The sequence below is a fragment of the Labrys sp. F242 genome (genome assembly GCF_057813875.1).
The window spans coordinates 476,306-491,561 of the sequence record NZ_JBVASG010000003.1 but is presented as its reverse complement, the minus strand read 5'-3'; the positions used below and the strand labels follow the sequence as shown (position 1 = coordinate 491,561).

Below are 15,256 nucleotides of genomic sequence, written 5' to 3'. Positions count from 1 at the left end.
TTGTGCCATACAGACTTGGAGGTAACCATGACGGAGCCGATCAAGCGCCTGCCCATGCTCCCCGTCGAGCGAGCCCTCAAGGTGATCTCAGGCCGTTGGAAGGCGGTGATCCTGTATTATCTGCTGGATAGCCCCAAGCGCCTTTCCGAACTGAAGCGACTGGTGCCCGAGATCAGCCAGAAGGTGCTGATCCAGCAATTGCGCGAGATGGAGGAGCATGGGCTCGTCCATCGCGAAATCTTCCGGCAGGTCCCGCCCCGTGTCGACTATTCGGCAACGCTGCTCGGACAAAGCCTCGAACCGGTGCTGCTGGCTCTGTGCGACTGGGGACAGCGACACGCCGCCGAACTGGATGAACTCGACCACACGCGGGATTGCATCATCAGGCCTGTCAGGCATGTGGCGGCAGCCGGATGAGGGGTGAAGCATCCATGCCGATGCTACCCGATGATCGCCCGCACCGCCTCCTCCAGCCGCTCCGCCGGCAACTCCATGATCTCCGCCGTCGCCGTCCAGACCAGGGCGACCCGCACATCTTTCGCCGGATAGAGCCTCTTCATCAGATGTCGGTAGAGCCCAAGCTGGCTGAGATAGGCCTGCGGTACCGCGTCGAGCCCGCGGGGAGGCTGGCGGTTGGTCTTGAAGTCGACGATCCAGACAGCATCCGGCCCGACGGCCAGGCGGTCGATCCGCCCGGACACGGCATAATCCGCCCGGCCTGGACGGGCGATGCGGCCGGCCAAGGCGACCTCGGCACGACTGCCGGGGACGAAGAACGGTTCGAGGGCCGGTAAGGCCAGCACCGACAGGGCCTCCTCGGCCCAGGCTGCGTGATCCTCCGGCCATTGCGCCGCCGCCCGGTCCAGGAAGGCGAGCGCCTGCTCGCGCCGAGCCGACGCATCGACATCGGGCAGATATTGCAGCAAGGCGTGAATCAGCGCTCCGCGCCGCAAGGTCCTGCCGTCAGGCGCCGCCGCGCCCACGAGCCCGGGCAGTTCCTCGGGATGCTCGGTCTCGGAGGGGGCAAGGGAGACCTCCTCGGCCCGCTCCGGCGCCGCCTTCTGGCGCAGCCAGGCCGGCGCCGGCACCGCCGCATCCTCACGCCTTGCCGGCCGGCCTTCGACCGCGCGTCGCGGCGTCGGCTCATAGACCAGCCTTTCGCCCTCGCCGTCCGGCTCGACCCTGGCACCCGCCTCGCGCAGGGCGTCGGCGATCATGTCGTACCAATTGCCTGCCCGCCGCGCCGTGGCACCTTCGAAGCCGGCGATGACGAGCCGGTCTTCGGCCCTCGTCAGGGCGACATAGAGCAGGCGGCGGTGCTCAGCCTCGTTCTCGGCCCGGATCGCATCGCGGGCGGCTGCGACCGGCGTCGGGTCGGAGGCCTTGCTGGGCGACCAGACCGGGATCTCGCTGCCAGCGGGCCGCCCCGGTGCCTGCAAAAAGAAGAGCTTGGGATCGTGCCGTCCGTCCGGTGCGCTGCAGGTATCGGCCAGGATGACGACGCGCGCCTCCAGCCCCTTGGAGCCATGCACCGTCATCACGCGCACTTCGCCGCGCGCCACATCCATGTCGCGTTTGATCTCGGCCTTGGCCTCGGCGAGCCAGGCGAGAAAGCCCTGCAGGCTGGCGGTGTTGGCCCGCTCATAATCGCCGGCCACGCGGAGGAACTCGTCCAGCGCATCGGCGGCCTCCGCCCCGAAGCGGGCGAGCATGATACGCCGGCCGCCGTCGCGAGCCAGGATGTCGGCGAAGAAGGCGAAGGGCGTCTTGCCGGCGGCCTCCGTACGCCAAACGGTGAGGCGGGCAAAGGCGGAGGCAAAGCGCTCATCCTCTTGCGCAGCCACGGCCAAGGCGGCCCAGAGCGTACCCTTGCGGCCCGGCGCCAGGCGGATGAGATCCTCGTCGTCGAGCCCGACGAGCGGGGTCTTGAGCACCGTCGCGAGGGTGAGGTCATCGGCAGGCAGCAAAGCAAACCGGGCAAGCGCCATGAGGTCCATCACGGCGATATGGTCGGTCAAGACGATGCGGTCGGCACCGGCCACCGGCACACCGGCGAATTTCAGGGCGCGGATCACCGCCTCGAACAAAGCGTTGCGGCTTCGCACCAGCACCATGACGTCGCCGGCATCGTAGCGCGCGCCGGTGGCGGAATCACCCTCCCGGATGAGGCTGCTCACCTCGGCGGCGATCTTGCGGGCGAGACGCACCACCGGGCTGGAGACGGGCGTCTCGTCGAAAGGCGCGTCCCAGGCGGTGATCTCGACCGCCGGTTGCGGCTTTTCCACCGGCCAGACCTCGACACGGCCGGGATCGAGAGCCCGCACGGTCTCATGCACGGTGGCGACGTCGTCCGAGGACAGTCCGCGGCGGTTGTCGGCGGCGGCGAAGACATGATCGACCGCCTTGAGGATATCGGGCGTCGAGCGGAAGGATTGCTTGAGCTCGATCGCCTCGAAACGCTCTTCCGCCTCATCCACCTTGTGGCGGAAATGGCTGCGCATGCGGGCAAACTCCGCCGGCGCCGCGCCCTGAAAGGAGAAGATCGACTGCTTCTCGTCGCCCACGGCGAAGATGGTGCGCCGCTCGCTGCGCGCACCCGAGCCCGAGGTGAATTCATGCGCCAGCATCGCGATGATATGCCACTGGGCTGGGCTGGTGTCCTGGGCTTCGTCGACCAGGATATGGTCGATGCCGCGATCGAGCTTGTAGAGCACCCATTCGGCGCCGGCCCGGCTGAGCAGATCGGCCGTACGCTGAACGAGATCGTCGAAATCGAGCGCTGCCCGCATTACCTTGCCGGCTTTGTATCGCCCGAGCAAAGCCGCCGCGACGGCAATCAGAGCCTCGCTGCGCTCATAGGCGGCCGCCGCCTTCCGGCGCTGCAGGAGGTCGGCGATCCGCTCCAACTCGGCGAGGAGTTGCTCGGCATAAGCCGGGTAGTCCTTGCTGAAATCCTTGACGAGGAAGGCATTGGCCGAGCGCGCCTCGCCCGTGCCGGTGAGATAGACAGCGCGCCAGGCTTCACCACGCCGTGCCGGCGCAGCCGCGATTGCGGCGCCGAGCCTGTCGGCAAGATCGAGGATGCGCTTGCTGTCATAGTCCCGCATGGCAGCCTCGATCGCCGCCCATTCGGTGAGGGGGATCGAGGCTTCATCGATCTCGGCTTCGATGGTGGCGACGCTTTCGCCCTCCTTCAGTTCGAGCAGGCCGCGCAACTGGCTAAGCGCATCGGCAGCGCCCTTCCCGCTCAGGAAGGGACGCAGGGCTTCGCGTTCGAAGGTGATTTCGGCGAGCAGACCGTCAAAGGCGCCCTCCCCGGTATCTTCCAGGAGTCGCGCCATGGCGCGCCCGAGCCCGCCGTCCGGATGCGCATTCGCCTCAAGGATCAGGCTGGTGCGGGCTGTATCGAGCAGTTCGCGCGCGGCCCTGTCGTCCAGCACCGAAAACTGCGCCGGGACGTTGGCCTCGAAGGGAAACAGGTGCAGCACGCGCTCGCAGAAGGCATGGATGGTGAGGATCTTCAGGCCGCCGGGTGTCTCGATCGCCGCTGCGAAGAGCTGGCGCGCGCGCTTGAGGCCGGCGCCGTCGGGCTTGAAACCGGTGATGCCCTCGATCGCCTCGATGAGCTTGCCCTCCTCCTCGACGGCCCATTGGCCGAGCGTGGCGAAGATGCGATTCTGCATGTTCGCCGCCGCGGCCTTGGTGAAGGTGAGGCATAGAATGGCGGATGCATCGATACCGGCGAGCAGAAGGCGGATGACACGCCGCGTCAGCACGGTGGTCTTGCCCGAGCCGGCATTGGCCGACACCCAGGCCGACAGCGAGGGATCGGAGGCCAGGCGTTGATGGTGAACCGTGTCGGCAGAGGGCTTGCGCGGGGTCATGCTTCCTCCGCGCTCACAGACCATTCGCGCACCCGGGCAAGATGGTCATAGTCGCCATAGCGCCGCCCCTTGAACATCGGGTGCAGCAGGGAGGTGTAGGGCGTTCTCTCGTTCTCGAAACGGTCGATCAGGGCTTTGAGCCGTTCGAGGCTCTGCAGGGCCACCTCGATCGGCGTGGTGTCCTTGAAGATCAACGGCTTTTCGCTCGGCCCCTTGCCGCCGCCGGCAAGATGCACGATGGCGGGATCGCCCAAAGCCTCGGGTGCCGGCACGCCGCTGAAACCGGCCTCGAGTAGCATCGCCATTTCCAGCGCCAATTGCGGCGCGAGGCCCGTTTCCACCTGCCTGGCCGTCGGCGCCTGACCGGTCTTGAAATCGAGGATGGCAACCCGGCCATCGGGGGCGACCTCGATGCGGTCGGCACGGGCGGACAGTGTGAAGGCCCGGTCGGCCAGGGTCGACCAGGTGAGCTTGCCGGGGATCTCGCTCAGCACGCGGGCAAGGCGTGGCCGACGCTCGCGTTCCCATTCCACCAGGAATTCGGCGATGGCCGCAAAGCGCGGCCGCCAGAAGGCTAGAACCTCGGGAAAATCGACGAGAGGGATGAAGAGCTCCTCGCCGATGGCCATCAAGCGCGCGAGGGCATCCGGCGGCACCCCGTCTGCGCAAAGGGCGGCGAAACGTTCGAGCGCGCCATGGATCAGCGTGCCCCTTTCAGCCGCCCCGGGCGGCATGGCAATCTCGTCGAGCGGTTCGAGCCTGAGGATGTGGCGGGCATAGATCGTATAAGGATCGCGCACGAGGTGCTCGATCTGCGTGACCGACAGACGGGTCGGACGCAGCGCAAGCGATGGTGTGGGCTTGGGCGCGGTGAGCAGGGGCGGTGGCCCTTCGGCCGCGTCGAGCTGGCGCGCGAGGGCGCAATAATGCTCGCCTCTTGCACGCATGGTCCCGAAAACCGGCCCCAGAAAGGCGCCGAGCCGCTGCAGCCAGCGCGACGGCACGCTGGGCGAGCCGCCGCGCTTCAGCGACCGCGTGATCACCACATCGCGATAGCCGAGCGCCTGCTCGAAGTCGTGCGCGGCGAGGCCGATGCGTTTTTCCGGCGGCGACAGGCCGATTGCCGCCCGCATCGGCCGGTTCAGCCAGGGATCGGTCTTGACGTCGGGCGGCCAGACGCTTTCGTCGAGCCCTGCCAGCACCAGCCGGTCGACCGGCAGAAGGCGGGCCTCCAGCAGGCCGTAAATGGCGATGCGTGGGTGCTTGGGCTCGCCGCCCCGAACCGAGCGCCCGGCGATCAGGGCCGCGAACAGGCCGGGATACTCATGCGCCGGCAGGCAGAGAGCCTCGGGCGCGATGGTGCCGAGATCGTCGAGGAAGCCCGTAAGCGCTTCACCGGCTTCACCTTGCTTGAGCCCCTCAACTTCGTCGGGCGCCACTTCGCCCAGGGCCTCCACGGCAGCGCGATGCGCGGCGAAAAAGCTGGCGGCAGGCAAGGGTTCGGATTGGCGCAGCAGTGCCGCGAAGGGTTCGAGCCTGGCGGTCAAGGCCTCGATCACAGCCTCGGCTCCGGTCCATTCCTCCTCGCTCAAAGCCCGCCGGGCGGGTGGGCAATGGGGATCGCCGAGCGAGGCCTTGCCGAGCGCCAGGGCCGCCACAAGACCGGCGGGACCGCCGGCCGGCCTGGGGCCACGCAGGGCGCCGATCTCCAGCGCCGTCACCGCCCGCTCCAGATCCGCACGTAACAGACCAAGGCGCGCCAGCGGGTGCTTGAGCAGGGACAACAGCGTGATGGGGTCGAAATCATGCAGCGCGGCGTCGAGCACCAGGCGCGCGAACAGGCCGGGCGGAGTTTGGGTCAGCGGCTGGCCGGCGCTGTCGTCAGCCTCGATGCCCCAGCGGCCGAGTTCGGTGACCACGCGCTCGGCGAGTTGGCGGTTCGGCGTCACCAGCGCCGCCTTGCGGCCTGCTACCGTCAAGGCCTCGCGTAGCACCAGAGCCGTCGCCAGGGCTTCTTCGCCCTCATGCACCGCCTCTATCAGGGCGACGCCTGCAAAAGCCTCGGTCATCGCCGCGGGATCGACATGCCGCTGGCCGGCCCACAGATCCGTGGTTTCCGCCGGCCGCAGGGCCTGCGACACCAGGGCTGCGCGTAGCGCCAGAGGCGAGGGCGGCGAGGCGAGCTCGGTCACGCTGACGCGTTCGGCGCCGATATCGGTCAGCAAGGCAGCAAGACCCGCCTGGGGATGGCCGGGGGCTCCTTCGCCCTTGCCGATGGCGTTCCAGCCGATGGCGTCGAGGTCGAGGTCAAGGCCCGGCAGGACGACCGCGCCCCGGGGATGGGCGGCAACCGCCTTGATGAGGTCGCGGGTGGCCGGAATGGAGCCGGTCGAGCCGGCCACGATCACCGGGCCTGTCTTGGGGTTTTCGGAAAGCCTGGCGGCCTCGCGCTCCATGCGGGCATTGCGCAGGAGCACGGCGTCGCTGCGGCCGATCTCCTTGAGATGGCCTGGCCAATGCACGGTGGCGATCTCGAGGAAGCGCAGCGTGATGTCCCAATATTTGTCGTAGAGGCCGGCATGGCTCTCGCCGAGATTGAGGATTGCCTCAGGCACCACCCGGTCGATCTGCAGGCCGTCGAGGAAATTGCCGAGCTCGGCCGCGAGCCCTGCCGCATCGCCCGGCGAGGAGGGAATCAGCAGCGGTTCAACCCCTTCCTCACCCGGCACCGGCAGGAGGGCCTGCTTCAGCGCCGCGCTCCATTGCAGGATCAGCCGCGTCAGGGCGACCTGGCGGTCGAGCCCGGCGACCGGTTCCGGCAGATCGTCGCTCGCCTGCGCAAAGGCGACCTCGTCATCGTCGATTTCGCCGAGCGCCCTCAGGCGCGGCAGCAATGCGGCGTCACTGCCCAGCCTGTCGAGGAAGATGCCGCGCAAGGCGCGGATGGCGCGGCGGGTAGGCAGATAGAGCGTCGCGCTTGCGAGCGCGAGCGGATCCTCGCGCGGCGCAAAGCCCGGCACCAGCCGGCCATCCAGCAGGGCGTCGACCAGCGTCTCCAGAAAAGGCGAGCCGGGAGCGATGGTCAGGAGATTCGGGCGATGCGCCATGGCCCAGAGATAAACAGCGCGATCGCCGCCATGACAAGAGGTGTCAGGCCTCGACCTTCGTCGCGACGTCCAGCTTCGGAACGCGGAAGCCCATGGCGATCCAAGCCCCGAGCAGCTTGGCATAGAAGGATATCGTATGGGTTTTCAGATTGGGGATGTCATCAGGCAGGCCGGACGCATCGGGCAGGTCGCCGACCATCGTGCGCATCTGGGCCTTCGGCCGCGCCCGTTCGGGCCACAGATGGAGATAGAGGCTGATCCAATGTGCGCCCTTCATTTCCAGGAAGACCGGGGTATTGCAGCAGGTGGCGACGATACGGCGTGACCCTGCCTTGTCGGAAAGCCGGAATTCGCTCAGATGCTCGGCGCCGGACAGTATCCGCATGCGGTCCTTGCGATATTCGGCGCTGGGCGTGGCCTCGTGGCAGGTGAGTATGGGCCTGGCGCCGGGCAGCTTCACCAAGCGGCCCGCGGCAGCCCGGCAGGAATTGCACAGGCATTCGGACACCAGGATGGGTGCGCCCCTGACCTCCAGGCGTGTCCGTCCGCAGTCACAGCCGATCGTCGTAGTCTGGCTCATTGCGTGTGCTCCCCACTGAGATGAAACAAGTGACGGATGTATCGGTCGAGATGATCGAGGCTTTCACGCGCCAGTTCGGGATCGTTGCCCGCCTTGGCCAGGACGAAGCCGCCCTGGATGACGGCCTGGGTGTGCCGCGCCAGGCTTTCGGCTGTCCAGTCGCCGGCAATGCCGTGCTCGCGCCGCGCCGCCTCGATATCGGCCTCCAGCGTGGCGGCATGGCCGAAAATGCTGTGCCCGCAGGCATCGCGAATGTCGGGGGCGGTCGCATAGACCTCCTGCGCCATGGTGCCGACCAGGCAGGTGAACTCGGGCAGGTCGCCCACGATGATCGCCTTGCGGAAGGCCACATAAGCGAGAACGCGCTCCAGGGGATCCGCCGGGGCGTGATAGGGCGCGACCTGAAAGAAGCCGGTGGTCGTCTCCTCCCAGAATTCCGCCGCGGCGACGCCGAGCGCTTCCTTGCTGCCGAAATGATGGAAGAAGGCTCCCTTGGTGACATCGGCCGCGCGGCAGATGTCATCGACGGAGGTGGCGGCGAAGCCCTTGGCGCGGATGACGTCCCGCGCCGCCTCCAGGAGGCGGTTTCGGGCATGGCCACGTTCGGGCGATTGCTTTGTGGGTCTTGACATGCGATAAACATACCAAATGGTTGGTATGCGTCAAGTATAAATACAAGATGGCGCGCGGGGATCATCGTTTTCCTCCGCACGAGCTCCATCTTGCACACGGCTTTGTCAGGTGTGTCTGGAGAGACCGATACCAGGCCGCAATAAGCCGGCTCTTCCTGGGAGTGCCCCCGGTTACCGCCCCTTCCAGACCGGTGCGCGCCTTTCGACGAAAGCCTTGGCTCCCTCGCGTGAATCCTCGGAAAGCTGCATGGCGCGGTGCTCCGGCACCTTGCCGGCATAGACATGCTCATAGGCCTCGCGCACGCCCATGCCTTCGGTGGCGGCGAGGATGGCCTTGACCGCGGCGATGGACAGCGGCGCGTTGGCCGCGATGGTATCCGCCAACTCCCGCGCCGTGGTCATCAGCTCGGCCATCGGCACGACGCGGTTGGCGAGACCCCAGCCATGCGCTTCCTGTGCCGTGAAGCGGCGGCCAGTGAGCAACAATTCGCTGGCGATGGCGAGCGGGATGCGGCGCGGCAGGCGCTGAATGCCGCCGGCATCCGCGACGAGGCCGACGGTGACTTCCGATAAGGCGAATTCGGCGTGATCGGCCACCACCATGAGATCAGCGGCCAGCGCTAATTCGCAGCCACCAGCGATGGCGACGCCGTTGACGGCTGCGATCACCGGCTTGGTCAGTGCCCAGAAGGCGGTCAGGCCGGCAAAGCCGCCCGGCCCGAAATCGGTGTCCGGCTCTTCGGCGCCGGAAGCGGCGGCCTTCAGGTCCCAACCGGCGGAGAAGATGCGCTCGCCTCCACCCGTGAGGATCGCCACACGCAGCTCCGGATCATCCTGCAAGGTGCGGAAGGCGGCGTGCAGGGCCTTGGAGGTGGCGAGATCGATGGCATTCGCCTTCGGGCGATCCAGCGTGACCTCCAGCACCGCGCCGCGGCGTTCGAGCTTGACGGATTCAGACATGGCAATCTCCCTGGCAGGCCGGTTGCCCGCTCTAAAATCAGCAAATGGCAGAGCGAACTGGAAGTCCGCACTCCTGGTCTCAATCCAGCATGCGGACCAGCGCGTCGGCTGCGATGGCCCCACGGCCCTCGGGCAGCACGAAGAGCGGATTGACGTCGAGTTCGACCAGCCGGTCGGCATGGCGCTCGGCAAAGTCGGCGATCGCCAGGATGGCCTTGATGGTGCCGCGAATGTCGCCGCGCGGCTTGCCGCGAAAGCCTTCCAGCAGGCGGGCGACACGCAGGCTCATCAGCTTTTCTCGGATCTCCTCGGCGGTAACAGGCAGCAGCATCACGGCCGCGTCCTTGAGCATCTCAACCAGGACGCCACCGGCCCCGACGGTGAGCGTCGGCCCGAACTGGGGATCGCGCACCACGCCGACGATGAGTTCGGCGACGGCACCCTCCACCATGCGCTCGACCAGGAAGCGATCGCCGAGATGCGACATGGAGGCGACGGCATCGGTCACGTCGGCGCGCGAGCGCAGGCCTAGCTTGACGCCGCCGACATCGGATTTATGGGCGATCTTGTCGCTGTGGATCTTGATCGCCACCGGAAAGCCGAGAGCGGCAGCCGTCGAGGCGGCCTCGACCGTGCCGGCGATACGGCTGGGCGGCAGCTCCAAGCCGTGACGGCCGAGCAAATGCTTGGATTCATATTCGCTGAGCAGGCGCGCCTTGCCGACCTCGATGCGCGCGACCTTGCGCAGGGGGACGAGCTTCTCCCAGCCTGCGCGCGCCGTGGTGAAGTCGACGCCGTGGGTGATGGCGGTCAGCGCGTCGCCCATGCCCTGCATCGGCAGCACGCCATCGGCGAGCAGCGCCTTGGCATCTTCCTCCTGCATGTTCTCCGGAAGCGAAGAAACCACGGCGGCGCGGGCACCCGATGCTGCGGCAGCCCGAGTGATCGCCGCGCGGGCGGCGGCAAAGCCGCCATCCGGCACCAGGCCGCGATCGGTGCGCGGCTGATCCAGCACCAGCAGGTTGAGGTCGAAGCCCGAGTTCAGCATCTCGGTGAAAACCGCCTCGTTGGCCGGCTCATTGCCCCAGATATAGGTGTGGTAGTCGAGCGGGTTGGAAATATGCACCTTGTCGGTGAGCAATTCCTGCAGGCGCGCCGCGTTCTCCGGCGGGATCGGCGCGAAATCGAGATCCCGGTCGGCCGCGAGGTCGGCAATCAGGGCCGCCTCGCCGCCCGAGCAGCTCATCGAGGAGATGCGCTTGCCGGGCAGGCCACCGAACAGATGCATGAGCTTCAGCGTCTCGACGAAGGCCGGTACATCGATGACGCGGGCGACACCATAGCGGGCGAACAGGGCGTTGTAGAGCGCATCGGCACCGGCGAGCGAGGAGGTGTGGCTCATGGCGATCTCGGAGCCGATCTCCGAGCGGCCCGTCTTCAGGACCACGAGCGGCACGCCCTTTTCCAGCGCCTTGATCGCCGCCTTGGAGAACAGGGCGACATCATCGATCGATTCCACATGCAGCCCGATGGCGGTGACGCGCTCGTCCGCCAGCAGCGCCTCGATATAGTCGCCATGATCGCCGACCGCCTTGTTGCCGACGGCGATGACATAGGCGATCGGCAAGGCGCGCCGCTGCATGGTCATGTTGAGGGCGATATTGCCGGACTGGGTGATGATGGCGACGCCCTTCTCCACCCGCTCGGCGCCATGGGTATCGGGCCAGAGCACGCAGCCATCGAGCAGGTTGAGCACTCCATAGCAATTGGGGCCGACGATCGGCATGCCCTTGGCGAGCTCGACCAGTTTCTTCTGAAGCGCCGCGCCCTCCTCGCCGACTTCGGCGAAACCGGCGGCATAGCAGACGGCCGCGCCGGCTCCCCGCTCGGCGAGGGCCGCGACGATGTCGACTGTGGGCTCGCGCGGCGTCGCCACGAAGACCGCGTCGGGCGCCTCCGGCAGATCCGCTACGGTCTTGTAGGCCTTGTGTCCCGCGATTTCGGTCTTGTCGGGATGAATGGGCCAGATCGGTCCGGCATAGCCGATGCGGTCGCATTCGCGGATGATCACGGACGCCAATCGCCCCCCCGCGACGGCGATATGGCGGGGTTTGAGCAGGCGGCGGAGGCCATCGACGACGGACATGCGGTAGGACCTATCGAGACAAAGCGGGCGGGAAACCTCGCACCCTAGGGAGGAGGCGTTGCTACAAGGTTGACGAGCGCGGCATCGGCGTCAATCTGCTCATGTAGATTGATACCGCTTCGCGTAAAAATTCTGTCATGGACCGCCCTTATCGACGATGGTCTCATAGATGCGGATTGCGTGGTCGATACCGCGCAACCAATCCGGCATTGATCTCCTGGGCGCCCGGCATATTGGCGCTGCGATAGATCGGAGCATTGCCGCCCTCGGCCTGCAGGCGCGCAGCCGCCTCCGCAAAGACCGCGTTGAGCAGGGCCGCGCCAATCGAGGTCGACACCGGGCCGGTGCGCAATTCGCTGCCTGGCAGCACCATCACGGCATCGCCGGGCGGAGCGCCATTGTCGAGCACGACATCGGCCAGATCGGCAAGCCGGGGCCGGCCCCGCGCCACCTGGCTCGAATAAGCGAGCGAGGTGATGGCGACGATGGTGGCGCCGGTAGCCTTGCCGATCTCCGCCGCCTCGATGATGGCGGCGTTGACACCGCTGTTGGAGGCGATGAACAGCACGTCCTTGGCCCCGATCGGATAGCGCGCCAGCACGGGAGCGACCAGGCCCGGGATCCGCTCGAAGACCGTGCTGGCCACCGAGCCGTCATGCAGCATGGTCACCGCCGACAGGATCGGCACGGTCAGTGCGAGGCCGCCGGCGCGGTAGTGCGCCTCCTCCGCCAGCATGTGACTGTGGCCGGTGCCGAAGACATAAACCAGGCCGTCCTGCCGAGCCGTGCGCTCGACGGCGGCTGCCGCTGCCGCGATCGCCTCGGCATTGGCCCAGAACAGGGCTCCGATGCGCCGGGTGAGCTCGGCGAGATAGGCGGCGGCGGTCGGTATTTCGGTCATGGCAATCTTCCGGGAACTGGCTATTGCATGCGGGAGAGGTGTTCCTTCCTGCACGATCATGATGCTCCCGCCAAGCATTGCCTCTCATCCAAGCGCCGCCGTTTACCGCCGCCTCAACGCCCCTCATGCGGGCGCAGCATCTGGCGCGCGATGATCAGGCGCTGGATCTCGCTGGTGCCGTCCCAGATGCGCTCGACCCGGGCATCCTTCCACCAGCCGGCGATCGGCAGGGTGTCCATGAGGCCCATGCCGCCGAAGGTCTGGATGGCGCGATCGGTCAGCTTGCCCAGCATCTCGGACGCCGCCAGCTTGGCCATTGCGAAATCGGCATCGGTGGCCTTGCCCTGGTCGAGCAGCCAGGCGGCCCGCAGGGTGAGAAGATCGGCCGCCTCCAGCTCCACCGCGAGATCCGCCAGCGGGAAGGAGATGCCCTGGAACTGCGAGATCGCCTGGCCGAACTGCTTGCGCTGGCCGGCCCAGGCCAGTGTCTCGTCCATGACGCGGCGCGCCCGGCCGACGGAAGTGGCCGCCACGGTGAGGCGGGTGGCGCCCAGCCATTCGCTCATCAGGTCGAAGCCCTTGCCTTCCTCGCCGAGAAGCTGGTCGGCCGGAATGACGCAGTCGTCGAAATAGAGCTCGCAATTGTGGTAACCGCGATGCGACAGCGCATGCGGGCCTGGGCGCACGGTCAGGCCGGGCGTATCCTTGTCGACCAGGAAGCCGGAGATCTGATTGCGCGGGCCGCGCTTGGTCTCCTCGGTTCCGGTGACGGCGAACAGGATGATGAAATCGGCCTTGTCGGCATGGCTGATGAAATGCTTCTGGCCGTTGATGACGTAGCTGTCCCCTTTACGGACAGCCTTGGTCTTCATCGAGCGCACGTCGGAGCCGGCGCCCGGCTCGGTCATCGCCAGACAGTCGACGCGCTCGCCACGAATCGCGGGCAGCAGCCAGCGCTGGCGCTGGGCGCCTTTGCAGCCCTGGAGAATGTTGGAGGGACGGGCCACCACCATCTGCAGGCCGTAATTGGCCCGGCCAAGCTCGCGCTCCAGAAGTGCGACGCCGACGGCGTCGAGACCACCGCCCCCTAGTTCCACCGGCATGTTGGCGGCGTAGAGGCCGAGTTCCATCGCCTTCTTCTTGATCCCGGCGGCGAGGTCGTCGGGCACTTCGTCGGTACGCTCGACCAGCGCCTCATGCGGATAGAGCTCTTCCTCGACGAAACGGCGCACCGTTTCGACCAGCATGTCCTGCTCTTCGGTCAATGCGAACTGCATCGGCGTTTCCCCTCCAGTCGAGCGGAATTCGATTCGCGCCCATCGATCGGCGCTCGAAACTTCCAGCAAATGAAGGCGCCATTTCTAGTCTTTTCAGGGCGCCCTTCATGCCGATCGCGACATGGATCAGGCGTATTGCGACGCGTCCATCTCGATGATGGTGGTGACCGGCGCACCGGCCGCGGCAAGCAGGGCTTCCTTGACCTCGTCGAGGGAGCGGGCGGCGACATGCTTCGCCCCGAAGGCCTTGGCGGCGGCACTGAAATCGGTCGCCTGCAGACGCACGCCGAGCGGGGCGATCTGATTGCGGATCATATATTCCTCGATCTCGCCATAGCGCTGGTCGTTCCACAAGAGCACGATGATCGGCGTACCGGCGTCGGCCGCGCTGGCAAGTTCGGGCAGCGTGAACTGCAGGCCGCCATCGCCGATGATGCAAACCACCGGCACCGTGGGACGGCCGACCTTGGCGCCGACGGCGGCCGGCAGGGCATAGCCAAGCGTGCCGAAGCCGGTTGCCGCGCTCATCCAGCGTCGGGCCGCCGGCGGTTCGGCCATGAAGTTGCCGCCATAGCTGGCCGCGGTTGAGTCGGCCGCGACGACGGCCTCCGGTAGTACCTGCCAGATCGCGTCGAGCAGCGGACGATGCCGGACATAGCGCGGGTCTGCCCCGTCGAGGCGCGCGGCCTGCAGCTGTTTGGCATAGGCCGCCCCGCCCTCGGCCGTCTTTACCAGCGGCGCCAGCGCGGCGGCAAAGCGGCCGGCATCGCCCACCACCGGAAGGATCGGGCGGGCATTGCGATGCAGCTGGCGCGGATCGATGTCGACGCGGATCACCGCCCCGTTCAGCTTCAGCCCCTCGAGTTCGTACCAGAATTCCGTCTCGCCGAGCTCGGTGCCGAGGGCCAGCACGAGATCGGCCTCGCCGATCGCCTGATGCAGCGCCGGCGTGAGCATGCAGCCGCCGGCCAGCAGCGGATGACCTGATGGCAGGATGCCCTTGGCATTGGCGGTGAGCAGCGTAGCGGCGCCCAGCTTCTCGATCAGCCCGCGAACGGCATCGCCACCTGTGACGGCACCACCACCGGCGATCACCAGCGGCTTTCTCGCCTTGGCGATCAAAGCGGCCGCGGCTTCGACGTCATCGGCGCGCGGCACCGGCGGCCCCGCCGGCTTGCGCATGGCGGTCACGGGGGCCGGGAAGGGTTCGGACAACAGGTCGATCGGAATCTCGATCAGCACCGGGCCGGGTCGCGAGGAGGCCATGAAGGCGAAGGCCTCGTCGAAAGCGGGAATGAGCTGATCCTTCGTCCAGATCGTCAAGGCGAGTGCGGACACCTCGCGGCCGACCACGGACTGGCCGCGTAATTCGTGAAGGCGTCCCTCGCCGCGACCAAGGGTCTGGCGCGGGTTCAGCGTGGTGATCACCAGCATGGGGATGCTGTCGGCCAGGGCCTGCCCCATCGCCGTGGCGATGTTGAGAAGCCCGGGGCCGGTGACGATGAAGCAGGCGGCGGGCTTGCCGGTCGCCCTGGCATAGCCATCAGCCATGAAGCCGGCGCCCTGCTCGTGGCGCGGCGTGATGTGGGTGAGCCCGGAGCCGGGAATGCCGCGATAAAGCTCGACCGTGTGCACGCCGGGAATGCCGAACACCGTGTCGATGCCGCGTTCGACCAACAATTGCGGAATGAGCGTGCCGAGATGAGGATGTTCGGCCATGGTTCCCCCGGGAATGGATTTGTCTTTGATTGGATCGGTCTTGCAGAACT

At 67.1% G+C, this 15,256-nt stretch carries 10 protein-coding genes; 1 reads left to right on the top strand and 9 read right to left on the bottom strand.

Annotated elements, in window-relative coordinates; all coding sequences use genetic code 11:
• Positions 1-27 precede the first annotated feature (27 nt).
• Positions 28-417 carry a winged helix-turn-helix transcriptional regulator gene (locus tag ACZYTC_RS21910; protein ID WP_434958408.1) on the top strand — a complete coding sequence of 130 codons (390 nt, stop codon included), beginning with the start codon at positions 28-30 and terminating at the stop codon, positions 415-417.
• Positions 418-440: 23 nt separating this feature from the next.
• Here the strand turns inward: ACZYTC_RS21910 and addA are convergent, their stop codons facing one another.
• The 9 genes from addA to ACZYTC_RS21865 form a co-directional block, all read right to left on the bottom strand.
• Entirely contained in the window at positions 441-3,884 is a 3,444-nt protein-coding gene (addA, locus tag ACZYTC_RS21905) for a double-strand break repair helicase AddA (protein WP_488990519.1), read from the bottom strand.
• On the bottom strand, positions 3,881-6,991 hold the full coding sequence (gene addB, locus ACZYTC_RS21900) for a double-strand break repair protein AddB (protein ID WP_488990518.1): 3,111 nt from the start codon (positions 6,989-6,991) through the stop codon (positions 3,881-3,883). Before addB ends, addA begins: the two co-directional genes overlap by 4 nt.
• Before the next feature lie 43 nt (positions 6,992-7,034).
• On the bottom strand, positions 7,035-7,571 hold the full coding sequence (locus ACZYTC_RS21895; RefSeq protein ID WP_488990517.1) for a GFA family protein: 537 nt from the start codon (positions 7,569-7,571) through the stop codon (positions 7,035-7,037).
• Entirely contained in the window at positions 7,568-8,203 is a 636-nt protein-coding gene (locus ACZYTC_RS21890; RefSeq protein WP_434958412.1) for a TetR/AcrR family transcriptional regulator, read from the bottom strand. Before ACZYTC_RS21890 ends, ACZYTC_RS21895 begins: the two co-directional genes overlap by 4 nt.
• Positions 8,204-8,374: 171 nt before the next feature.
• Positions 8,375-9,163, bottom strand: a complete 789-nt coding sequence (locus tag ACZYTC_RS21885) for an enoyl-CoA hydratase-related protein (protein WP_434958413.1) — start codon at positions 9,161-9,163, stop codon at positions 8,375-8,377.
• Positions 9,164-9,242: 79 nt separating this feature from the next.
• A complete protein-coding gene (locus ACZYTC_RS21880) occupies positions 9,243-11,309 on the bottom strand; it encodes an acetate--CoA ligase family protein (RefSeq protein ID WP_434958414.1) in 2,067 nt (688 codons plus the stop codon).
• 163 nt (positions 11,310-11,472) lie between these two features.
• Positions 11,473-12,210, bottom strand: coding sequence for an SIS domain-containing protein (locus tag ACZYTC_RS21875; RefSeq protein ID WP_434958415.1), 738 nt, complete (start codon positions 12,208-12,210; stop codon positions 11,473-11,475).
• 113 nt (positions 12,211-12,323) lie between these two features.
• The gene (locus ACZYTC_RS21870) at positions 12,324-13,487 is read right to left on the bottom strand and encodes an acyl-CoA dehydrogenase family protein (RefSeq protein WP_434958416.1); all 1,164 of its coding nucleotides are present in this window, start codon (positions 13,485-13,487) and stop codon (positions 12,324-12,326) included.
• Between the two features lie 126 nt (positions 13,488-13,613).
• Complete coding sequence (locus ACZYTC_RS21865; protein WP_434958417.1) at positions 13,614-15,206, bottom strand: 5-guanidino-2-oxopentanoate decarboxylase; 1,593 nt, start codon at positions 15,204-15,206, stop codon at positions 13,614-13,616.
• Positions 15,207-15,256 lie beyond the last annotated feature (50 nt).

Excerpts from the sequence above, each read along its gene's own strand:
- ACZYTC_RS21910 (WP_434958408.1), top strand. The coding sequence starts at position 28 with ATGACGGAGCCGATCAAGCGCCTGCCCATGCTCCCCGTCGAGCGAGCC.
- addA (WP_488990519.1), bottom strand. The coding sequence starts at position 3,884 with ATGACCCCGCGCAAGCCCTCTGCCGACACGGTTCACCATCAACGCCTG.
- addB (WP_488990518.1), bottom strand. The coding sequence starts at position 6,991 with ATGGCGCATCGCCCGAATCTCCTGACCATCGCTCCCGGCTCGCCTTTT.
- ACZYTC_RS21895 (WP_488990517.1), bottom strand. The coding sequence starts at position 7,571 with ATGAGCCAGACTACGACGATCGGCTGTGACTGCGGACGGACACGCCTG.
- ACZYTC_RS21890 (WP_434958412.1), bottom strand. The coding sequence starts at position 8,203 with ATGTCAAGACCCACAAAGCAATCGCCCGAACGTGGCCATGCCCGAAAC.
- ACZYTC_RS21885 (WP_434958413.1), bottom strand. The coding sequence starts at position 9,163 with ATGTCTGAATCCGTCAAGCTCGAACGCCGCGGCGCGGTGCTGGAGGTC.
- ACZYTC_RS21880 (WP_434958414.1), bottom strand. The coding sequence starts at position 11,309 with ATGTCCGTCGTCGATGGCCTCCGCCGCCTGCTCAAACCCCGCCATATC.
- ACZYTC_RS21875 (WP_434958415.1), bottom strand. The coding sequence starts at position 12,210 with ATGACCGAAATACCGACCGCCGCCGCCTATCTCGCCGAGCTCACCCGG.
- ACZYTC_RS21870 (WP_434958416.1), bottom strand. The coding sequence starts at position 13,487 with ATGCAGTTCGCATTGACCGAAGAGCAGGACATGCTGGTCGAAACGGTG.
- ACZYTC_RS21865 (WP_434958417.1), bottom strand. The coding sequence starts at position 15,206 with ATGGCCGAACATCCTCATCTCGGCACGCTCATTCCGCAATTGTTGGTC.